The sequence below is a fragment of the Bradyrhizobium sp. Arg816 genome (assembly GCF_029989365.1).
Lineage (GTDB): Bacteria > Pseudomonadota > Alphaproteobacteria > Rhizobiales > Xanthobacteraceae > Bradyrhizobium.
Genome location: NZ_JAPRAQ010000029.1, coordinates 17,301 through 32,043 on the forward strand (window position 1 = coordinate 17,301; position 14,743 = coordinate 32,043).

Annotated in this window: 14 protein-coding genes; all 14 read right to left on the bottom strand. The window is 64.6% G+C overall.

The window, feature by feature from the left end; all coding sequences use genetic code 11:
* Positions 1 to 50: 50 nt before the first annotated feature.
* Positions 51 to 1,022: a tripartite tricarboxylate transporter substrate binding protein BugD gene (locus OWC48_RS39715; RefSeq protein WP_282524888.1), complete on the bottom strand. Its 972-nt coding sequence runs from the start codon at positions 1,020 to 1,022 to the stop codon at positions 51 to 53.
* Between the two features lie 178 nt (positions 1,023 to 1,200).
* On the bottom strand, positions 1,201 to 2,442 hold the full coding sequence (locus tag OWC48_RS39720; RefSeq protein ID WP_282524889.1) for a threonine synthase: 1,242 nt from the start codon (positions 2,440 to 2,442) through the stop codon (positions 1,201 to 1,203).
* Positions 2,443 to 2,584: 142 nt separating this feature from the next.
* On the bottom strand, positions 2,585 to 4,006 hold the full coding sequence (gene lpdA / locus OWC48_RS39725) for a dihydrolipoyl dehydrogenase (RefSeq protein ID WP_282524890.1): 1,422 nt from the start codon (positions 4,004 to 4,006) through the stop codon (positions 2,585 to 2,587).
* Between the two features lie 17 nt (positions 4,007 to 4,023).
* Positions 4,024 to 4,257, bottom strand: coding sequence for a hypothetical protein (locus tag OWC48_RS39730; protein WP_014495017.1), 234 nt, complete (start codon positions 4,255 to 4,257; stop codon positions 4,024 to 4,026).
* An 8-nt stretch (positions 4,258 to 4,265) separates the two neighbouring features.
* A complete protein-coding gene (locus OWC48_RS39735) occupies positions 4,266 to 5,621 on the bottom strand; it encodes a pyruvate dehydrogenase complex dihydrolipoamide acetyltransferase (protein WP_038933084.1) in 1,356 nt (451 codons plus the stop codon).
* Between the two features lie 57 nt (positions 5,622 to 5,678).
* Complete coding sequence (locus OWC48_RS39740; RefSeq protein ID WP_282524891.1) at positions 5,679 to 6,131, bottom strand: nucleoside deaminase; 453 nt, start codon at positions 6,129 to 6,131, stop codon at positions 5,679 to 5,681.
* Between the two features lie 2 nt (positions 6,132 to 6,133).
* A complete protein-coding gene (locus OWC48_RS39745) occupies positions 6,134 to 6,436 on the bottom strand; it encodes a DUF5076 domain-containing protein (RefSeq protein WP_028149595.1) in 303 nt (100 codons plus the stop codon).
* 3 nt (positions 6,437 to 6,439) lie between these two features.
* Positions 6,440 to 7,840 (bottom strand): pyruvate dehydrogenase complex E1 component subunit beta, encoded by a 1,401-nt coding sequence (locus OWC48_RS39750; protein ID WP_282524892.1) that lies wholly within the window; start codon positions 7,838 to 7,840, stop codon positions 6,440 to 6,442.
* Positions 7,841 to 7,869: 29 nt separating this feature from the next.
* Positions 7,870 to 8,892: a pyruvate dehydrogenase (acetyl-transferring) E1 component subunit alpha gene (gene pdhA, locus OWC48_RS39755; protein WP_282524893.1), complete on the bottom strand. Its 1,023-nt coding sequence runs from the start codon at positions 8,890 to 8,892 to the stop codon at positions 7,870 to 7,872.
* Positions 8,893 to 9,146: 254 nt separating this feature from the next.
* Positions 9,147 to 10,526: a glycerophosphodiester phosphodiesterase family protein gene (locus OWC48_RS39760; RefSeq protein ID WP_282524894.1), complete on the bottom strand. Its 1,380-nt coding sequence runs from the start codon at positions 10,524 to 10,526 to the stop codon at positions 9,147 to 9,149.
* Between the two features lie 179 nt (positions 10,527 to 10,705).
* A complete protein-coding gene (gene adh, locus OWC48_RS39765; protein ID WP_282524895.1) occupies positions 10,706 to 12,223 on the bottom strand; it encodes an aldehyde dehydrogenase in 1,518 nt (505 codons plus the stop codon).
* 269 nt (positions 12,224 to 12,492) lie between these two features.
* Positions 12,493 to 13,452 (bottom strand): GAF domain-containing protein, encoded by a 960-nt coding sequence (locus OWC48_RS39770; protein WP_282524896.1) that lies wholly within the window; start codon positions 13,450 to 13,452, stop codon positions 12,493 to 12,495.
* Between the two features lie 207 nt (positions 13,453 to 13,659).
* Positions 13,660 to 13,977: a septum formation initiator family protein gene (locus tag OWC48_RS39775; protein ID WP_028149600.1), complete on the bottom strand. Its 318-nt coding sequence runs from the start codon at positions 13,975 to 13,977 to the stop codon at positions 13,660 to 13,662.
* A gap of 200 nt (positions 13,978 to 14,177) precedes the next feature.
* The gene (locus OWC48_RS39780) at positions 14,178 to 14,729 is read right to left on the bottom strand and encodes an NADPH-dependent FMN reductase (protein WP_282524897.1); all 552 of its coding nucleotides are present in this window, start codon (positions 14,727 to 14,729) and stop codon (positions 14,178 to 14,180) included.
* Positions 14,730 to 14,743 lie beyond the last annotated feature (14 nt).

A 14,743-nucleotide genomic window follows, 5' to 3' on the forward strand; every position in this document is an offset into this window, starting at 1 on the left:
CAGGGTGCGGCGACTTGACGTTGTGGCCGCATCCGAAGAGGCAAGCCGCCTCAATCCACCTTGATGTCGGCAGCCTTGATAATCGGCCACCATTTTGCGATCTCGGCCTTCTGGCGGGCGCCGAGCGCTTCGGGCGTGAGCTGATCCTTGGGCGTCATCTCGAGGCCCTGGCTTTCGAGCTGCTTCTTCACGGCGGGATCGTTCAGCGCTTCCACGGCGGCCGCATTGAGCCTGGTGACGATCTCCTTCGGCGTGCCCTTCGGCACCCACAGGCCCGACCACAAAGTCATGTTGAAGCCTTTCAGCCCCGCCTCGGCAGCCGTCGGAATGTCCGGTGCCGACGAGAGCCGCTTGTCGTCGGTGATTGCATAGGCGCGGATCGTGCCGGCGCGGACCTGGTTGATGGAGTTGGAGGTCTGATCGATGATGACGTCGATCTGGCCGGCGATGAGATCGTTCAGCGCGGGCGCCGTGCCGCGATAGGGCACGTATTGCAGCTTGATGCCGCTGACGCTCTCGAAATAGACACCGGCGATATGGCTGCCGGAGCCCGCGCCGGCGGTGCCGGCGGTGGGCGGCGACGGCCGCGACTTCAGCCAATCGATGAGCTCCTTCAGCGAGGTCGCGGGCACCGCGTTCTTGCTCACCACGATCATCGGATTGCTCGGCAGCAGCACCACCGGCTCGAGATCGGCGACGAGGTCGTATTTGAGCTTGTAGACGGCGCCGTTGGCAACATGGGTGCCGAGATGCCCGAAGGAGATGGTGTAGCCGTCCGGCGCCGATTGCACGGCGCGCCCGACGCCGATCGAGCCGCCCGCGCCGGTGACGTTCTCGATCACCAGCGGCTGGCCGAGCGTCACCCGCATGCGCTCGGCGAGCACGCGCGCCATCGCGTCCGACGGGCCGCCGGCGGCGAAGGGAACGATGACGGTGATGGGATGCGAGGGATAGTCGTCGGCGCGGGCGACGCCGGTGAGAGCGAGGATACCGAGCAGCCCGGCCCAGATGGCCTTCTTCATTGTCTTCTCCCCAGCGATGTCTCTGTGTTTTTCTTCACCTCGCCCCGCTTGCGGGGAGAGGTCGAATTCGTGCGCAGCGCGAATTCGGGTGAGGGGATACAGGTCTCACGAATATTTCATTCGCGGAGAGAGGCCCCTCACCCACCTCTCCCGTAAGAACGGGGAGAGGGAGAGATTTCTAGAACTGCGTGTAGTCGATCGGCTTGTGGCGATCGAGCGTGCGGGTCACCGGCGGCAGCGGGTATTTCAGGCCGGTCGCGCAGTTGAACAGCATCACGCGGTCGGTCTTGCTGACGCGGCCGTCGGCGAGGCTGTCCTTGTAGGCGGCGTAGGTGGCGGCGCCCTCGGGACATAGCAGCAGCCCCTCCTCGCGCGCGACCTCGTTCAGCGCCGACGAGATCTTGTCGTCGTCGACCGCGATGGCAAAACCCTTGCTCTGACGCACCGCGCGCAGGATCAGGAAGTCGCCGATCGCCTGCGGCACGCGGATGCCGGACGCGATCGTGTGGGCGTCTTCCCAGCGCGTCGCATGCTCGGTGCCGGCATCATAGGCCCGCACCATCGGCGCGCAGCCCGACGCCTGCACCGCGACCATGCGCGGGCGCTTGGAGCCGATGAACCCGATCTTCTCCAGCTCGTCGAAAGCCTTCCACATGCCGATCAGGCCAGTGCCGCCGCCGGTCGGATAGAAGATCACGTCGGGCACGTCCCAGCCGAGTTGCTCGGCGAGCTCCAGGCCCATCGTCTTCTTGCCTTCGATACGGTACGGCTCCTTGAGCGTAGACGTGTCGAACCAGCCGACTTTTGCCTTGCCCTCGCCGACGATCTTGCCGCAATCGTCGATATAGCCGTTGACGCGATAGACGGTCGCGCCCTGAAGCTCGATCTCGCTGACGTTCACTTCCGGCGTGTCGGCCGGGCAGAAGATCGTGGTCTTGATGCCGCACGACGTGGCGTAAGCTGCGAGCGCCGCGCCGGCATTGCCGTTGGTCGGCATCGCCATGTGCTTGATGCCGAGCGCCTTGCCCATCGACACCGCCATCACGAGGCCCCGCGCCTTGAACGAGCCGGTCGGCAGGCGTCCCTCGTCCTTGACGATGATCTCGCCGCCGCCAAGCTTGGCGCCGAGCTTCGGCAGCCGGATCAGCGGCGTCGTGACCTCGCCGAGCGAGACGATGTCCTTGCATTTGCGCACGGGCAAGAGCTCGCGGTAACGCCACATGTCGCCGGGACGCTGGGCAAGCGCATCCTTGGTCAGCGCCTTCTTCACGCCCGCGAGATCGTAGCGCACCAAGAGCGGCTTGCCGGCCTTGGAGAGATTGTGGACCTGGTCGGCGGCGTAATGATCGCCCTCCATCGCGCATTCGAGATGGGTGACGAAGGTCGGGCGTTCGATGGTCAGGTTGTCGTTGTCGTGCATGGGTTGGTTTCCTTCTTATTTTGCAAACGGCTCTCTGCTCGTCATTGCGAGCGCAGCGAAGCAATCCAGAATCTTTCCGCAGAAGCCGTCTGGATTGCTTCGCTTCGCTCGCAATGACGACGGCGGGCGGCGATGGCGCCCATCAAATATTCAAAACCCTTCCATATGCATCGAGCACGGCTTCCTTCATCATCTCCGACAGGGTCGGATGCGGGAACACCGTATGCATCAGCTCTTCCTCGGTCGTCTCCAGGTTCATGGCGACGACGTAGCCCTGGATCAGCTCGGTGACTTCCGCGCCGACCATGTGGGCGCCGAGGAGCTGACCTGTCTTCTTGTCGAAGATCACCTTGACCAGGCCCTGGTCCTCGCCCAGCGCAATCGCCTTGCCGTTGCCGACGAACGGGAAACGCCCGACGCGGATCTCTCGGCCGCTTTCCTTCGCTCTGGCTTCGGTGAGGCCGACGGAGGCGACCTGCGGCTGGCAATAGGTGCAGCCCGGGATCAGGTCCTTGTCCATGGGATGCGGATGCAGGCCCTTGATGGCCTCGACGCAGATCACACCCTCATGCTCGGCCTTGTGCGCCAGCATCGGGGGACCGGCGACGTCGCCGATGGCGTAGATGCCGGGGACGTTGGTCTTGCCGTAGCCGTCGATGACGATACAGCCGCGATCCGTTTTGACGCCGAGCTTTTCGAGACCGAGATTCTCGATATTGCCGACCACGCCGACCGCCGAGATCACGCGCTCGAACTCGGTGGTGACGGGCTTGCCCTTGCCATCGTCGATGGTGGCGACGACGCTGTCGGCCTTCTTCTCCAGCTTCGTGACCTTGGTCGAGGACATGATCTTGATGCCCTGCTTCTCGAGGCGCTTGCGGGCCAGGCCGGCGATCTCGGCGTCCTCGACGGGCAGGATCTGCGGCAGCACCTCGACCACGGTGACCTCGGAGCCCATGGTGTGGAAGAACGAGGCGAACTCGATGCCGATCGCGCCGGAGCCGACGACCAGCAGCGACTTCGGCATCTTCTCCGGGACCATCGCTTCGAAATAGGTCCAGATCAGCTTCTTGTCGGGCTCGAGCCCGGGCAGCACGCGCGGCCGCGCGCCGGTTGCAATAATGATGTGCTTGGCCTGGTAAGCCCCCTCGCCCAGCGCACCCTTCGGGCCCTCGACGTCGGACTTCTTCACGGTGACCTTGCCGGGCGCGTCGATCGAGGCCGCGCCCCAGATCACGCTGACCTTGTTCTTCTTCATCAGGAAGCCGACGCCGTCATTCAGCCGCTTCGAGACGCCGCGCGAACGCTGCACCACCGCCTTCGGGTCGAACGAGACCTTCTCCGCCGACAGACCGTAATCCTTGGCGTGCTGCATGTAGTGGTAGATCTCGGCGGAGCGTAAGAGCGCCTTGGTCGGGATGCAGCCCCAGTTCAGGCAGATGCCGCCGAGATAGGACTTCTCGACGATGGCGACCTTGAAGCCGAGCTGGGCGGCGCGGATCGCGGTGACATAGCCGCCAGGGCCGGAGCCGATGATGATGACGTCGAAGGATGTATCGGCCATGGCGGCTCCCGTTCAACTCAAGCGGTCGTTGCGCCGCGGGCGCGGCGATTGCGGATGTAGGTTCTGATCAGCCATTCCGAGAGAATGGCGGCCGCCATGACGGCGAAGATGGTGAGCGCGATCGGCGCCCAAATGTTGCGCGACAGCGCCTCGCCGGCGAAGAAGGCGGAGTCAACGATGTCGCGGCCGAGCGGGCTGAGCGTGAGGATCAGCGAGACCAGCATCGAGATCCAGGGCCAGCGCGTCGTCATGCGCCATCTCAGACCATCATCATGACGGGATTTTCGATCAGCTGCTTGAACGCGCCGATCAGCTCGGCGCCAAGCGCGCCGTCGATGGCGCGGTGATCGCAGGACAAGGTCACGCTCATCATATGCGCGATCTCGATCTTGCCGCCACGGACGACCGGCCGCTCCTCGCTGGTGCCGACCGCCAGAATGGTTGCATGCGGCGGGTTGATCACGGCGGTGAAGTGGCTGATGCCGAACATGCCGAGGTTGGAAACGGCCGTGGTGCCGCCCTGGTACTCTTCCGGCTTCAGCTTGCGCGAGCGGGCGCGCGCAGCAAAATCCTTCATCTCGTTCGAGATGGTGGAGAGCGTCTTGGTCTCTGCCTTGCGGATGATCGGCGTGATCAGGCCACCGGGCATCGCCACGGCGACACCGACGTCGGAATGGTGGTGCTTGACCATGCCGCTTTCGGTCCAGCTGACGTTGCAGTTCGGGATTCTCTGGAGCGCAACGGCCATCGCCTTGATGACGAAGTCGTTGACCGAGATCTTGTAGAGCGGCTTCTTCTCCTTGTCCTTGGGAGCAGCCGCGTTGATCTCCTCGCGCGCGGCGAGCAGCTTGCCGATGTCACAGTCGATGGTGAGGTAGAAGTGCGGGACGTTCTGGATCGACGCAGTCAGGCGCTGCGCGATCGTGCGGCGCATGCCGTCATGCGGGACGATCTCGTAGGAGCCGGGCTCGAACAGCGACAGGATCTGCTTGTCCGACATGGTCGGCGCGATCGAGGGCGCGCCGGACGGCGCAGCGGCAGGCGCCTTCAGGCCCTTGCCGGACTTGGCCTGCTCGACGTCCCGCGCGACCACGCGGCCGTGCGGGCCGGTGCCTGTGACCATCGACACGTCGATGCCGGCATCCTTGGCGAGACGGCGTGCGAGCGGTGATGAGAACACGCGGCCGCCATGGCCGTTGCTCTGCGCGGCTGGAACTGCGGCTTGCGGCGCCGGTGCGGCGGCAGGCGGCGGCGCAGCCTTGGGCGCGGCAGGCGCAGCTGCGGGAGCCGGCGCGGCGGCGGGCGCTTCAGCGGCTTTCGGAGGTGCGGCCGAAGCGCTGGGCTTGGCGGCACCAGCCGCCTTCACGTCCTCGCCTTCGCCGGCGAGCACGGCGATCACGTCGTTGACCGGGACGTCCTGCGTGCCCTCGGGCACGAGGATCTTGGCGATCGTGCCTTCGTCGATCGCCTCGACCTCCATGGTCGCCTTGTCGGTCTCGATCTCGGCGATGACGTCGCCGGATTTGACCTTGTCGCCTTCCTTCTTCAGCCACTTGGCGAGGTTGCCCTTCTCCATTGTCGGCGAGAGAGCGGGCATCAGGATGTTGATGGGCATGCTGACCTCAAGAAGAACTTTTCAATACGTCGTCTCCGACAGCGAAGACGACCAGGTTTAGTTGCCGATGTCGCCCTGCCACAGGCGCTCGTTGGCAGGGATGGAACGCCAATTCTTCATCATGGTGATGGAGCGGTCGTCGGCAAGGTCGATCCAGGGGATGTCGAACTTGTCGAGGATGTCCTTGGAGCCCGGGAAGGTGACGGATTCCCCGATCACCACCAGCTTCACCTTGAACAGAGCGAGTGCGCCAGCACACATCGAGCATGGCGACAGCGTGGTGTACATGACGGTGTCGTGGAACGAGATCACGCCGGCTTCGCGCAGGCAGCTCATCTCGCCGTGGAGAATGACGTTCTTTTCCTGCACGCGGTTGTTGTGGCCGCGGGCAATGATCTCGTTGCCGCGCGTCAGCACGGCGCCGATCGGCAGGCCGCCCTGCGCGATCGAGGCCTCCGCCTCGCGGATCGCCTCCAGCATGAAATCGAAATGATGGGCTTCGATCGCCACGATCAGTGCCCCTTCCCGCGCGGTGTCGTCGTGCCCGTATCGGTTGGCCGTTCAATCTCCGCCTGGAACATCTCGAGGATCCGGCTCAGCGCGTCCTCCTCGGTGTATTCGCTCTCGCGCGCATAGGCGCGCGCCGCGTGGCGGGCGAGATCGACGAGCAGGAGGCCCCACATGTCGGGCTCCTCGAAGGCGCGCTGGAACGCCATCGACAGCCCGCCGTCCAGCACGAATACGCGCAGGATCTCGACCGCATCGTCGCGGGCGAGGACGTCGGGTGGCAATGGCTGCTCCTTCGGGCCCGCCATGGTCTACCTGTAGCAGACGGCTTTGGCGGCCTCGACCACTTCGGCTGCCGACGGCAGCGCGAGCTTCTCCAAGTTCGCCGCATAGGGCATCGGCACGTCCTTGCCGGAGACGCGCGCGACCGGCGCATCCAGATAGTCGAAGGCGTTCTCCATGATGCGCGCGGCGATCTCGGCGCCGACGCCGCTCTGCGCCCAGCCCTCTTCCACCGTGACCGCACGACCGGTCTTCTTGACGGAGTTGACGATGGTCTCGGTGTCCATCGGCCGCAGCGTGCGCAGATCGATCACCTCGGCCTCGATACCGTCCTTGGCGAGTTCGTCGGCAGCTTTCAGCGCATAGGTCATGCCGTTCGACCAGGAGATGATGGTGACGTGGCTGCCCGAGCGCACGATGCGCGCCTTGCCGATCGGGATCACGAAGTCATCGAGCTTCGGCACTTCGCCGGTATGGCCGTAGAGCACCTCGTTCTCGAGGAAGATCACCGGATTGGGATCACGGATCGCAGCCTTGAGCAGGCCCTTGTAGTCCGCTGCGGAGAACGGCGCGACCACCTTGAGACCGGGGACGTTGGAATACCAGGACGAGTAGTCCTGGCTGTGCTGGGCAGCGACACGTGCGGCGGCGCCGTTCGGGCCGCGGAACACGATCGAGCAGCCCATCTGGCCGCCGGACATGTAGAGCGTCTTGGCGGCCGAGTTGATGATCTGGTCGATCGCCTGCATGGCGAAGTTGAAGGTCATGAACTCGACGATCGGCTTCAGCCCGGTCATGGCGGCGCCGACGCCGATGCCGGCAAAGCCGTGTTCGGTGATCGGCGTGTCGATGACGCGCTTGGCGCCGAACTCCTGGAGCAGGCCCTGCGTCACCTTGTAGGCGCCCTGGTATTCGGCGACCTCTTCGCCCATCACGAAGACGTCGGCGTCGCGGCGCATCTCTTCGGCCATCGCGTCGCGCAGCGCTTCGCGGATGGTCTGCGTCACCATCTCGGTGCCGGCGGGCACTTCGGGATCGGGTTCGGCGACGGCCGGAGGGGCAGCCGCAGCCTTCGGCGCCGAGATCATCGGCTTGCCTTCGCCGACCGGCGAGCGGGATTCGGCGACTTCCCGCGCGACGCTCGGCGCGGGCGCGGCCGGCGCCTTGGCGAGATCGGCGGCGCTCTCGCCATCGGCGAGGATGGTCGCGATCGGCGTGTTGACGGCAACGTCGGCGGTGCCCTCGGGGATCAGGATCTTGCCGAGCGTACCTTCATCGGTCGCCTCGACCTCCATGGTCGCCTTGTCGGTCTCGATCTCGGCGATGACGTCGCCGGACTTGATGGTCTCGCCCTCTTTCTTCAGCCACTTGGCAAGGTTGCCCTTCTCCATCGTGGGCGACAACGCGGGCATCAGCACTTGAATTGGCATATCGACTCCAAAAGAAAGCTTGCGCGCGTTCAGCGATAAATGTCGGTCCAGAGCTCGGCGGCATCCGGCTCGGGATCATGCTGGGCGAAGTCGGCGGACGCATTGACGATGTCGCGGACCTCGGCGTCGATCGCCTTGAGATCGGCCTCGGTCACCTTGGCCGCGAGCAGTCGGTTGCGCACCTGCTCGATCGGGTCCTGGTCGTGGCGGACTTTTTCGACCTCTTCGCGCGTTCTGTACTTGGCCGGGTCGGACATCGAATGGCCGCGATAGCGGTAGGTCTGCATCTCCAGGATGAAGGGGCCCTTGCCGGCGCGGCACCAGGTCGCCGCCTCCTCGCCCGCGGCCTTCACGGCGCGGACGTCCATGCCGTCGACCTGCATCCCGGGAATGTTGAAGGACGCACCGCGCTTGGAGAAATCCTGTTGCGCCGAAGCGCGCGACACCGAGGTGCCCATGGCGTAGCGGTTGTTCTCGATGACGTAGATCACCGGCAGCTTCCAGAGCTCCGCCATGTTGAAGCTCTCGTAGACCTGGCCCTGGTTGGCCGCGCCGTCGCCGAAATAGGTGACGCTGACATTGTCGTTACCACGATAGTGGTTGGCGAAGGCCAGACCCGTGCCGAGCGAGACCTGGGCGCCGACGATGCCGTGGCCGCCGTAGAAGTGCTTCTCCTTGCTGAACATGTGCATGGAGCCGCCCTTGCCCTTGGAATAGCCGCCGCGCCGGCCGGTGAGCTCGGCCATGACGCCGTTGGCCTCCATGCCGGTGGCAAGCATATGACCGTGATCGCGATAGCCGGTGATGACCTGATCGCCCTGCTTCAGGGCCATCTGCATGCCGACCACCACGGCCTCCTGGCCGATATAGAGGTGGCAGAAGCCGCCGATCGCGCCCATGCCGTAGAGCTGGCCGGCCTTTTCCTCGAACCGCCGGATCAGGAGCATGTCGCGGAGCGCCTTGAGCTCCTGCTCTCTGGTGAATTCCGGGGGCGAACCGCCGTCGGTCTTGTCCTGTGGAGTGCTTGCGGCGGCTTTCTTGGGTGCGGCCATGGGAATTCCGGGTCAGAGAAAACTTCAGCCCTCTCTAACCCAAGTCAAACGCCCTTGGAAAGGACCGCGGCGGCATGGCGCGACTTTCATTATGCCGCACTGCAACGTGACCGAAACTTTGCAAAACCTTTGGCGCCGATCGGGCAACTTTAGCTCACCGGTCAGCAAAGGGAACGTGAGCAGGCAACGCAGAGAAATCGGACGCGGTGTTTTGTATCCGAAATCCCACGCGCGTCCGATTCGCCGTGCCGGCCTTACCAGCCCAACTCGCGCAAATACGTCGCACGGGCGGCAACGCCGGTATGCGTGAAGTCGCTGAAGACCCCATCGACGCCGAGCCGGTAGAATTTGAGATATTCAAGGCTCGGGTCGCCGCGATAGTCGGCGGCGAGATATTTCTTCTCGTTCCGAAACGTGAAGACATGCACGAAAAGACCGAGCTTGTGCGCGTCCGCGACAAGACTGGTCGCGTCCTGCGTCGAAGCCTCCGGCGTCGATCCCTTGTAGGGCGTGCCATCGGCGTTGCCGTCCTTCCACGGCGCGATCTTGAGCGGAACGATATAGGCCTTCCACGGACCGATGCCCTCGGCATAGGTCTTGATCTCGGCAAGCCCATCCGGGGTCAACATCGCATCGTACAAGCGCGCATCGCCCGCAACCGTCCAGTCGAACGGGCGCGAATTCGTGATGTTGTTGAGGAGGACCTTGCCGGTTTTGAAGTCGATTCCGTTGCCGTCGACGAGTTGGACCTGCCGCGTCTGAAGGCCGTGGCTGCGCATATATTTCAGGCTGCCGGGTTCGAAGCTCTGGACCAGGATGGGAGCGTCCTTGGTGTTGAGGCCGTTATCCCTGATGATCTTGATCAGGGCATCCTCGAGCGGACGGCTGCCGGCCACGCCGCAGCCATTGGCGATCGCCTGGGCATTGTTCCAGGTCGGGTTCTTGGTTTCGGGATAGACGAGGATGGACCGCCCGGTCTCCTTGCTCTTGACCTTGGCGATGTCGATGACGTCCTGGAAGCTGATGATCGGGAGCTTGCCGTTGAAGACTTTCGGCCGCTCGTTGGCCGCGTCATAGGTGGTGCCGCCGATCCATTGCTTCAGCTCGGCCATGGTGAAGTCGCTGATCGACCAATCGTTGGTATGATCCTCGCCGTCCACAATCAGCGACTTCAGCACCGATTTGGGATCGGCCGGGTCGCTCAGATCCGTCAGGTAATCGGCAGGCACGCCGGTGGCCGACGGGGCCTTGACGCGCACACCGGGCACGGTGCGCTTGCGGGCGGCGACGGCCGCATTGGTCTTCGCCACCTCGGCAATGTTGGTGTTGTCGCTCAGCCAGGGGTTATGACGCACGACCAGAACGCAATCCTTGGTCAGGTGCAAATCCTCTTCGAGCGCATCGGTCCCGAGCGCCGCGGCGAGGTCGTACGACGCCTCGGTCTCTTCAGGTACCAGGCCCGGCAGGCCGCGATGTCCAAGGACCAGTGGCGCCTTTCCATCGACGGTCAGGAAGGGTTTGGCGCCAGCCGGCGCCGGGCCGGACTGTGCAACTGCCATCGACAAGGGCAGCACCGCCGCGCCGAACAGCATCGCTGCGACACCCATTGTCCGTCCCGAACGACTGTTCCGCATCACCAAGCCTCCGTCTTTGCCCGGCATCGCTTCGAATGCCGCGGGCGCCGAACCGAATACGGTCGGCGCTGTCGTCTTGTCTCAAGACTCTGACAGACGGATGACGACGGAGGGGGCGGCGCAAGGTTGCGCCGCCCTCTCCTGCCCAATCAGATCTTGCCCGATCAGATCTTGCCCGATCAGAAGAAGCCAAGCTTCTTCGGGCTGTAGCTGACCAGGAGATTCTTGGTCTGCTGGTAGTGATCGAGCATCATCTTGTGGGTCTCGCGACCGACGCCCGACTGCTTGTAGCCGCCGAACGCGGCATGCGCCGGATACGCATGGTAACAGTTGGTCCAGACCCGGCCGGCCTGGATGGCCCGGCCGAAGCGGTAGCAGCGGTTGGCATCGCGACTCCAGACGCCGGCTCCCAGGCCATAGAGCGTGTCGTTGGCGATCGCGAGCGCTTCGTCATCAGTCTTGAAGGTCGTGACCGAAACGACGGGACCAAAGATCTCCTCCTGGAAGATTCGCATCTTGTTGTGGCCCTCGAACACCGTCGGCTGGACGTAGAAGCCGCCGGAAAGATCGCCGCCGAGCTCGGCACGACCGCCGCCGGCCAGCACCCTGGCGCCCTCCTGCTTGCCGATGTCGATATAGGAGAGGATCTTGGCGAGCTGCTCGCTAGATGCCTGCGCGCCGATCATGGTGTCGGCCGCACGCGGGTCGCCCTGCTTGATGGCGGCGACGCGCTTCAGCGCTCCCTCCATGAAGCGGTCATAGATATCGGCATGGACCAGCGCCCGGCTCGGACAGGTGCAGACCTCGCCCTGGTTCAGCGCGAACATCACAAAACCTTCGATCGCCTTGTCGAAGAAGTCGTCGTCCTCGGCGGTGACGTCGTTGAAGAAGATGTTCGGCGACTTGCCGCCGAGCTCGAGCGTGACCGGGATCAGGTTCTGGCTGGCATATTGCATGATCAGCCGGCCCGTCGTGGTCTCGCCGGTGAAGGCGATTTTCGCGATCCGCGGGCTGGACGCGAGCGGCTTGCCGGCTTCGAGGCCAAAGCCATTGACGATGTTGAGGACGCCGGGCGGCAGGAGATCGCCGATGATCTCGGCCCAGACCATGATCGAGGCCGGCGTCTGCTCGGCGGGCTTGAGTACGACGCAATTACCGGCGGCGAGCGCCGGCGCGAGCTTCCAGCACGCCATCAGCAGCGGGAAGTTCCAGGGGATGATCTGGCCGACCACGCCGAGCGGTTCGTGGAAATGATAGGCGATGGTGTCGTGGTCGATCTCGCCGATCGAGCCTTCCTGTGCGCGCACCACGCCGGCGAAATAGCGGAAATGATCGATCGCGAGTGGCAGGTCGGCGGCGCGGGTCTCGCGGATCGGCTTGCCGTTGTCCCAGGTCTCGGCAATCGCAAGGCGCTCCAGGTTCTCTTCCATCCGGTCGGCGATCCGGTTCAGGATCGCGGCGCGCTCGGCGACGCTGGTGCGTCCCCAGGCGGCCTTGGCGGCGTGCGCCGCATCGAGGGCGGCCTCGACGTCCTGCGCATCGGAACGCGCGATCTTGCAGACGATCTGGCCGTTCACCGGCGAGGCGTTGTCAAAGTACTTGCCGGAGATCGGCGCGACGAATTTGCCGCCGATGAAATTGTCATAGCGTTCGGCGAAGGGAACTTTTGTGACGCCGAGGAACTCCACCTTGTTCATTGATCACTCCCGATGTTTGCTGTTTGCGCAATTCGTCGCGTGTTCACGACTTGCGCCGACGATGTCGCGGGAGCGTTTTCCTGTCAGCCCGGGCGGGAGCGATGGCCGGGGTAACCTGTCGCAGTTCTGCGACAGTCATGGGCGAGGCGAAGGCTAAATGGAGTGCTCGCGGCATCCACATCGTCAATGCGAAAGCAGCGAAGCAATCCAGACTGTTCCCGCGGAAGGATTCTGGATTGCTTCGCTGCGCTCGCAATGACGAAGGAAGCTCAGTGCTTAACCTCGAACCGCTTCAGCTTCCGGTGCAGCGTGGCGCGACTGACGCCGAGCGCATTTGCCGCGGCCGACACATTGCCGCCGGCCCGCAGCAGCGCCCGTTGCAGCACCGCGCGCTGGCCGCCGGCGAGATGGTCATGCGCGATATCGCCGCCGAGCAGGTCAGCCGCGGGCACCGGCTGCAGCGCCCTGCCCGGCGCAATCCCGAGCCCCACCCGCGCGGAGCGGGTCGCGCCGATCACGAGATCATCCGCATCGACCGCGACGAGCCCGGTCGACTGGCCGTCGGCGCCTTGCGTCAGCACGATGCGGGCATGGGCGAAGGCGCGGCGAAACAGATCAGCCTCGATGCGCCTCGCCGCCTCACCTGCCGCGAGCGCGATCAGATTGGAAAACGCGTCAGTCCGGTCGGCGCGGCAGGAGGAGACATCGAGCACGCCCGCAAAGGCCGCCTCGTGGTCGTAGATCGGAACGGCGGTGCAGCTCAGAAGCGTGTTGCGGGTGAAGAAATGCTGGTCGCGGTCGATCGTCAGCGAGCGCTGCTCGACGACGCAGGTGCCGATGCCGTTTGTGCCTTCATGCTCCTCGCTCCAGAGCGCGCCGGTCCACAGGCCCCAGGATTGGAACGTCGCATCGTCCACCGCTGTGCCGCGGCGGTCGACCGGCACGCCCGCACCGTCGGCGAGCAGCACGCAGCAGCCGCTCGCGCCGACCGCCTGATAGAGCCGGTCCATCGCGCCTTGCGCGGCGGCGAGCAGCGGCGCGACGCGCTCGCGCGCCTGCCGCAACTCGACATCACTCAGCCGCATCGGCGCGCTGCGGCCGGCGGGATCGAGATGATGCAATCGGGACGAACGGCGCCATGAGGCCACCAGCGCCGAGCGTGCGGCCTGGCCTGACGCAATGGCGGCCTCGACGCGGGCCGCGTGATGCCGGGACATTGGCCCATTCATCACTGTTTCCTCCGGGTGGCAGTCTAGGCTGTGCCGGCGCGGCCCGGTTGATCTGCGTCAACTCAGGCCGACGACGGCAGAAGCCATGGGGCCGTTGGCGCGTTGCCGTCAAGGCGGCAGCCCGGTTCCAAGCCTACGACTTTCGGTAGAATTGCTACGGATTTCTGTAGCGGCTTTCGATGCTGGTTTCGAATGCAGCGGAAAGCGCTACTTCGCCGGGATCATCCGAACGAGATCGTGCGGATTGACATAATCGAGCTGATAGCGCGCCCGCTCGTCCAGCATGTCAGGATCGATCCGCGACGTCCGCAGCAGCGACACGCGCTGCTCGCTCTTCGCGCGCTCGCGCTTGAGCTGGGCCAGCTCGCTCGTCAGCGCGATGATCTCCTGGTCGAGTTCCTGACGGGCGTTGAGACCGTATTTGCCGGTGTAGGCGTTGACGCCGAAATAGCCGACGATAGCGGCCGCCATCGCATAGAGGGCAAGGCCGGTCAGGATCGATTTCAGACGCGCGCGGGAGACCATCTTGGGAAGATGCGGCAGGTTGGTTAAGGGAGTGCTAATCGCCTCCCCCTTCGCGTTCCAATCCCTGCCCCCGGCCGTCATGCCCGGCCTTGTGCCGGGCATCCACGTTCTTCATCACCACGGGCTAAGGCGTCGATGTCCGGGACATCTAGCGCGAAGACGCGCTTCGCGCTTTTGCCCGGCCATGACGAAGAAAAACCTCAGCCGTGGTGCTTGGCCACGTGCGCAGCAAACGCGTCGATATAGGCCTGGAGGACGGGCTTCAGGGATTCCTTGGTCAGGTTCCCCTCCGCATCGAAGGCATCGCCGACCGCGTTCAGATAAATCTCCGGCTGCTGCAGGATCGGACCGGCAATGCCCGGCAGGATATTCTGCAGCGTCTTGGCGGCGCTGACGCCACCGAGCGGGCCCGGCGAGTTCGAGATGATGCCGACGGGCTTGCCGTTGAACGAGCTCTTGCCATAGGGGCGCGAAGCGACGTCGATGGCGTTCTTGAGCACGCCCGGGATCGCGCGGTTGTATTCGGGGGTGACGAAGATGACGCCGTCCGACTTCTGCAGCTTCTCGCGGAAGGCCAGCCAGTCCGCAGGCGGCGCGCCCTCGAGGTCCTGGTTGAAGAACGAGATGCCTGCCAGCGTGACGACCTCGAGCTTGAGCGAGGCCGGCGCGAGCTTTGCGAGCGCATTGGCGATCTTCAGCGAAAAGCTGTCCTTGCGCAGGCTGCCGGCGATCACGACGATGTTGTAGGCCATGGATTGTCCTTGAG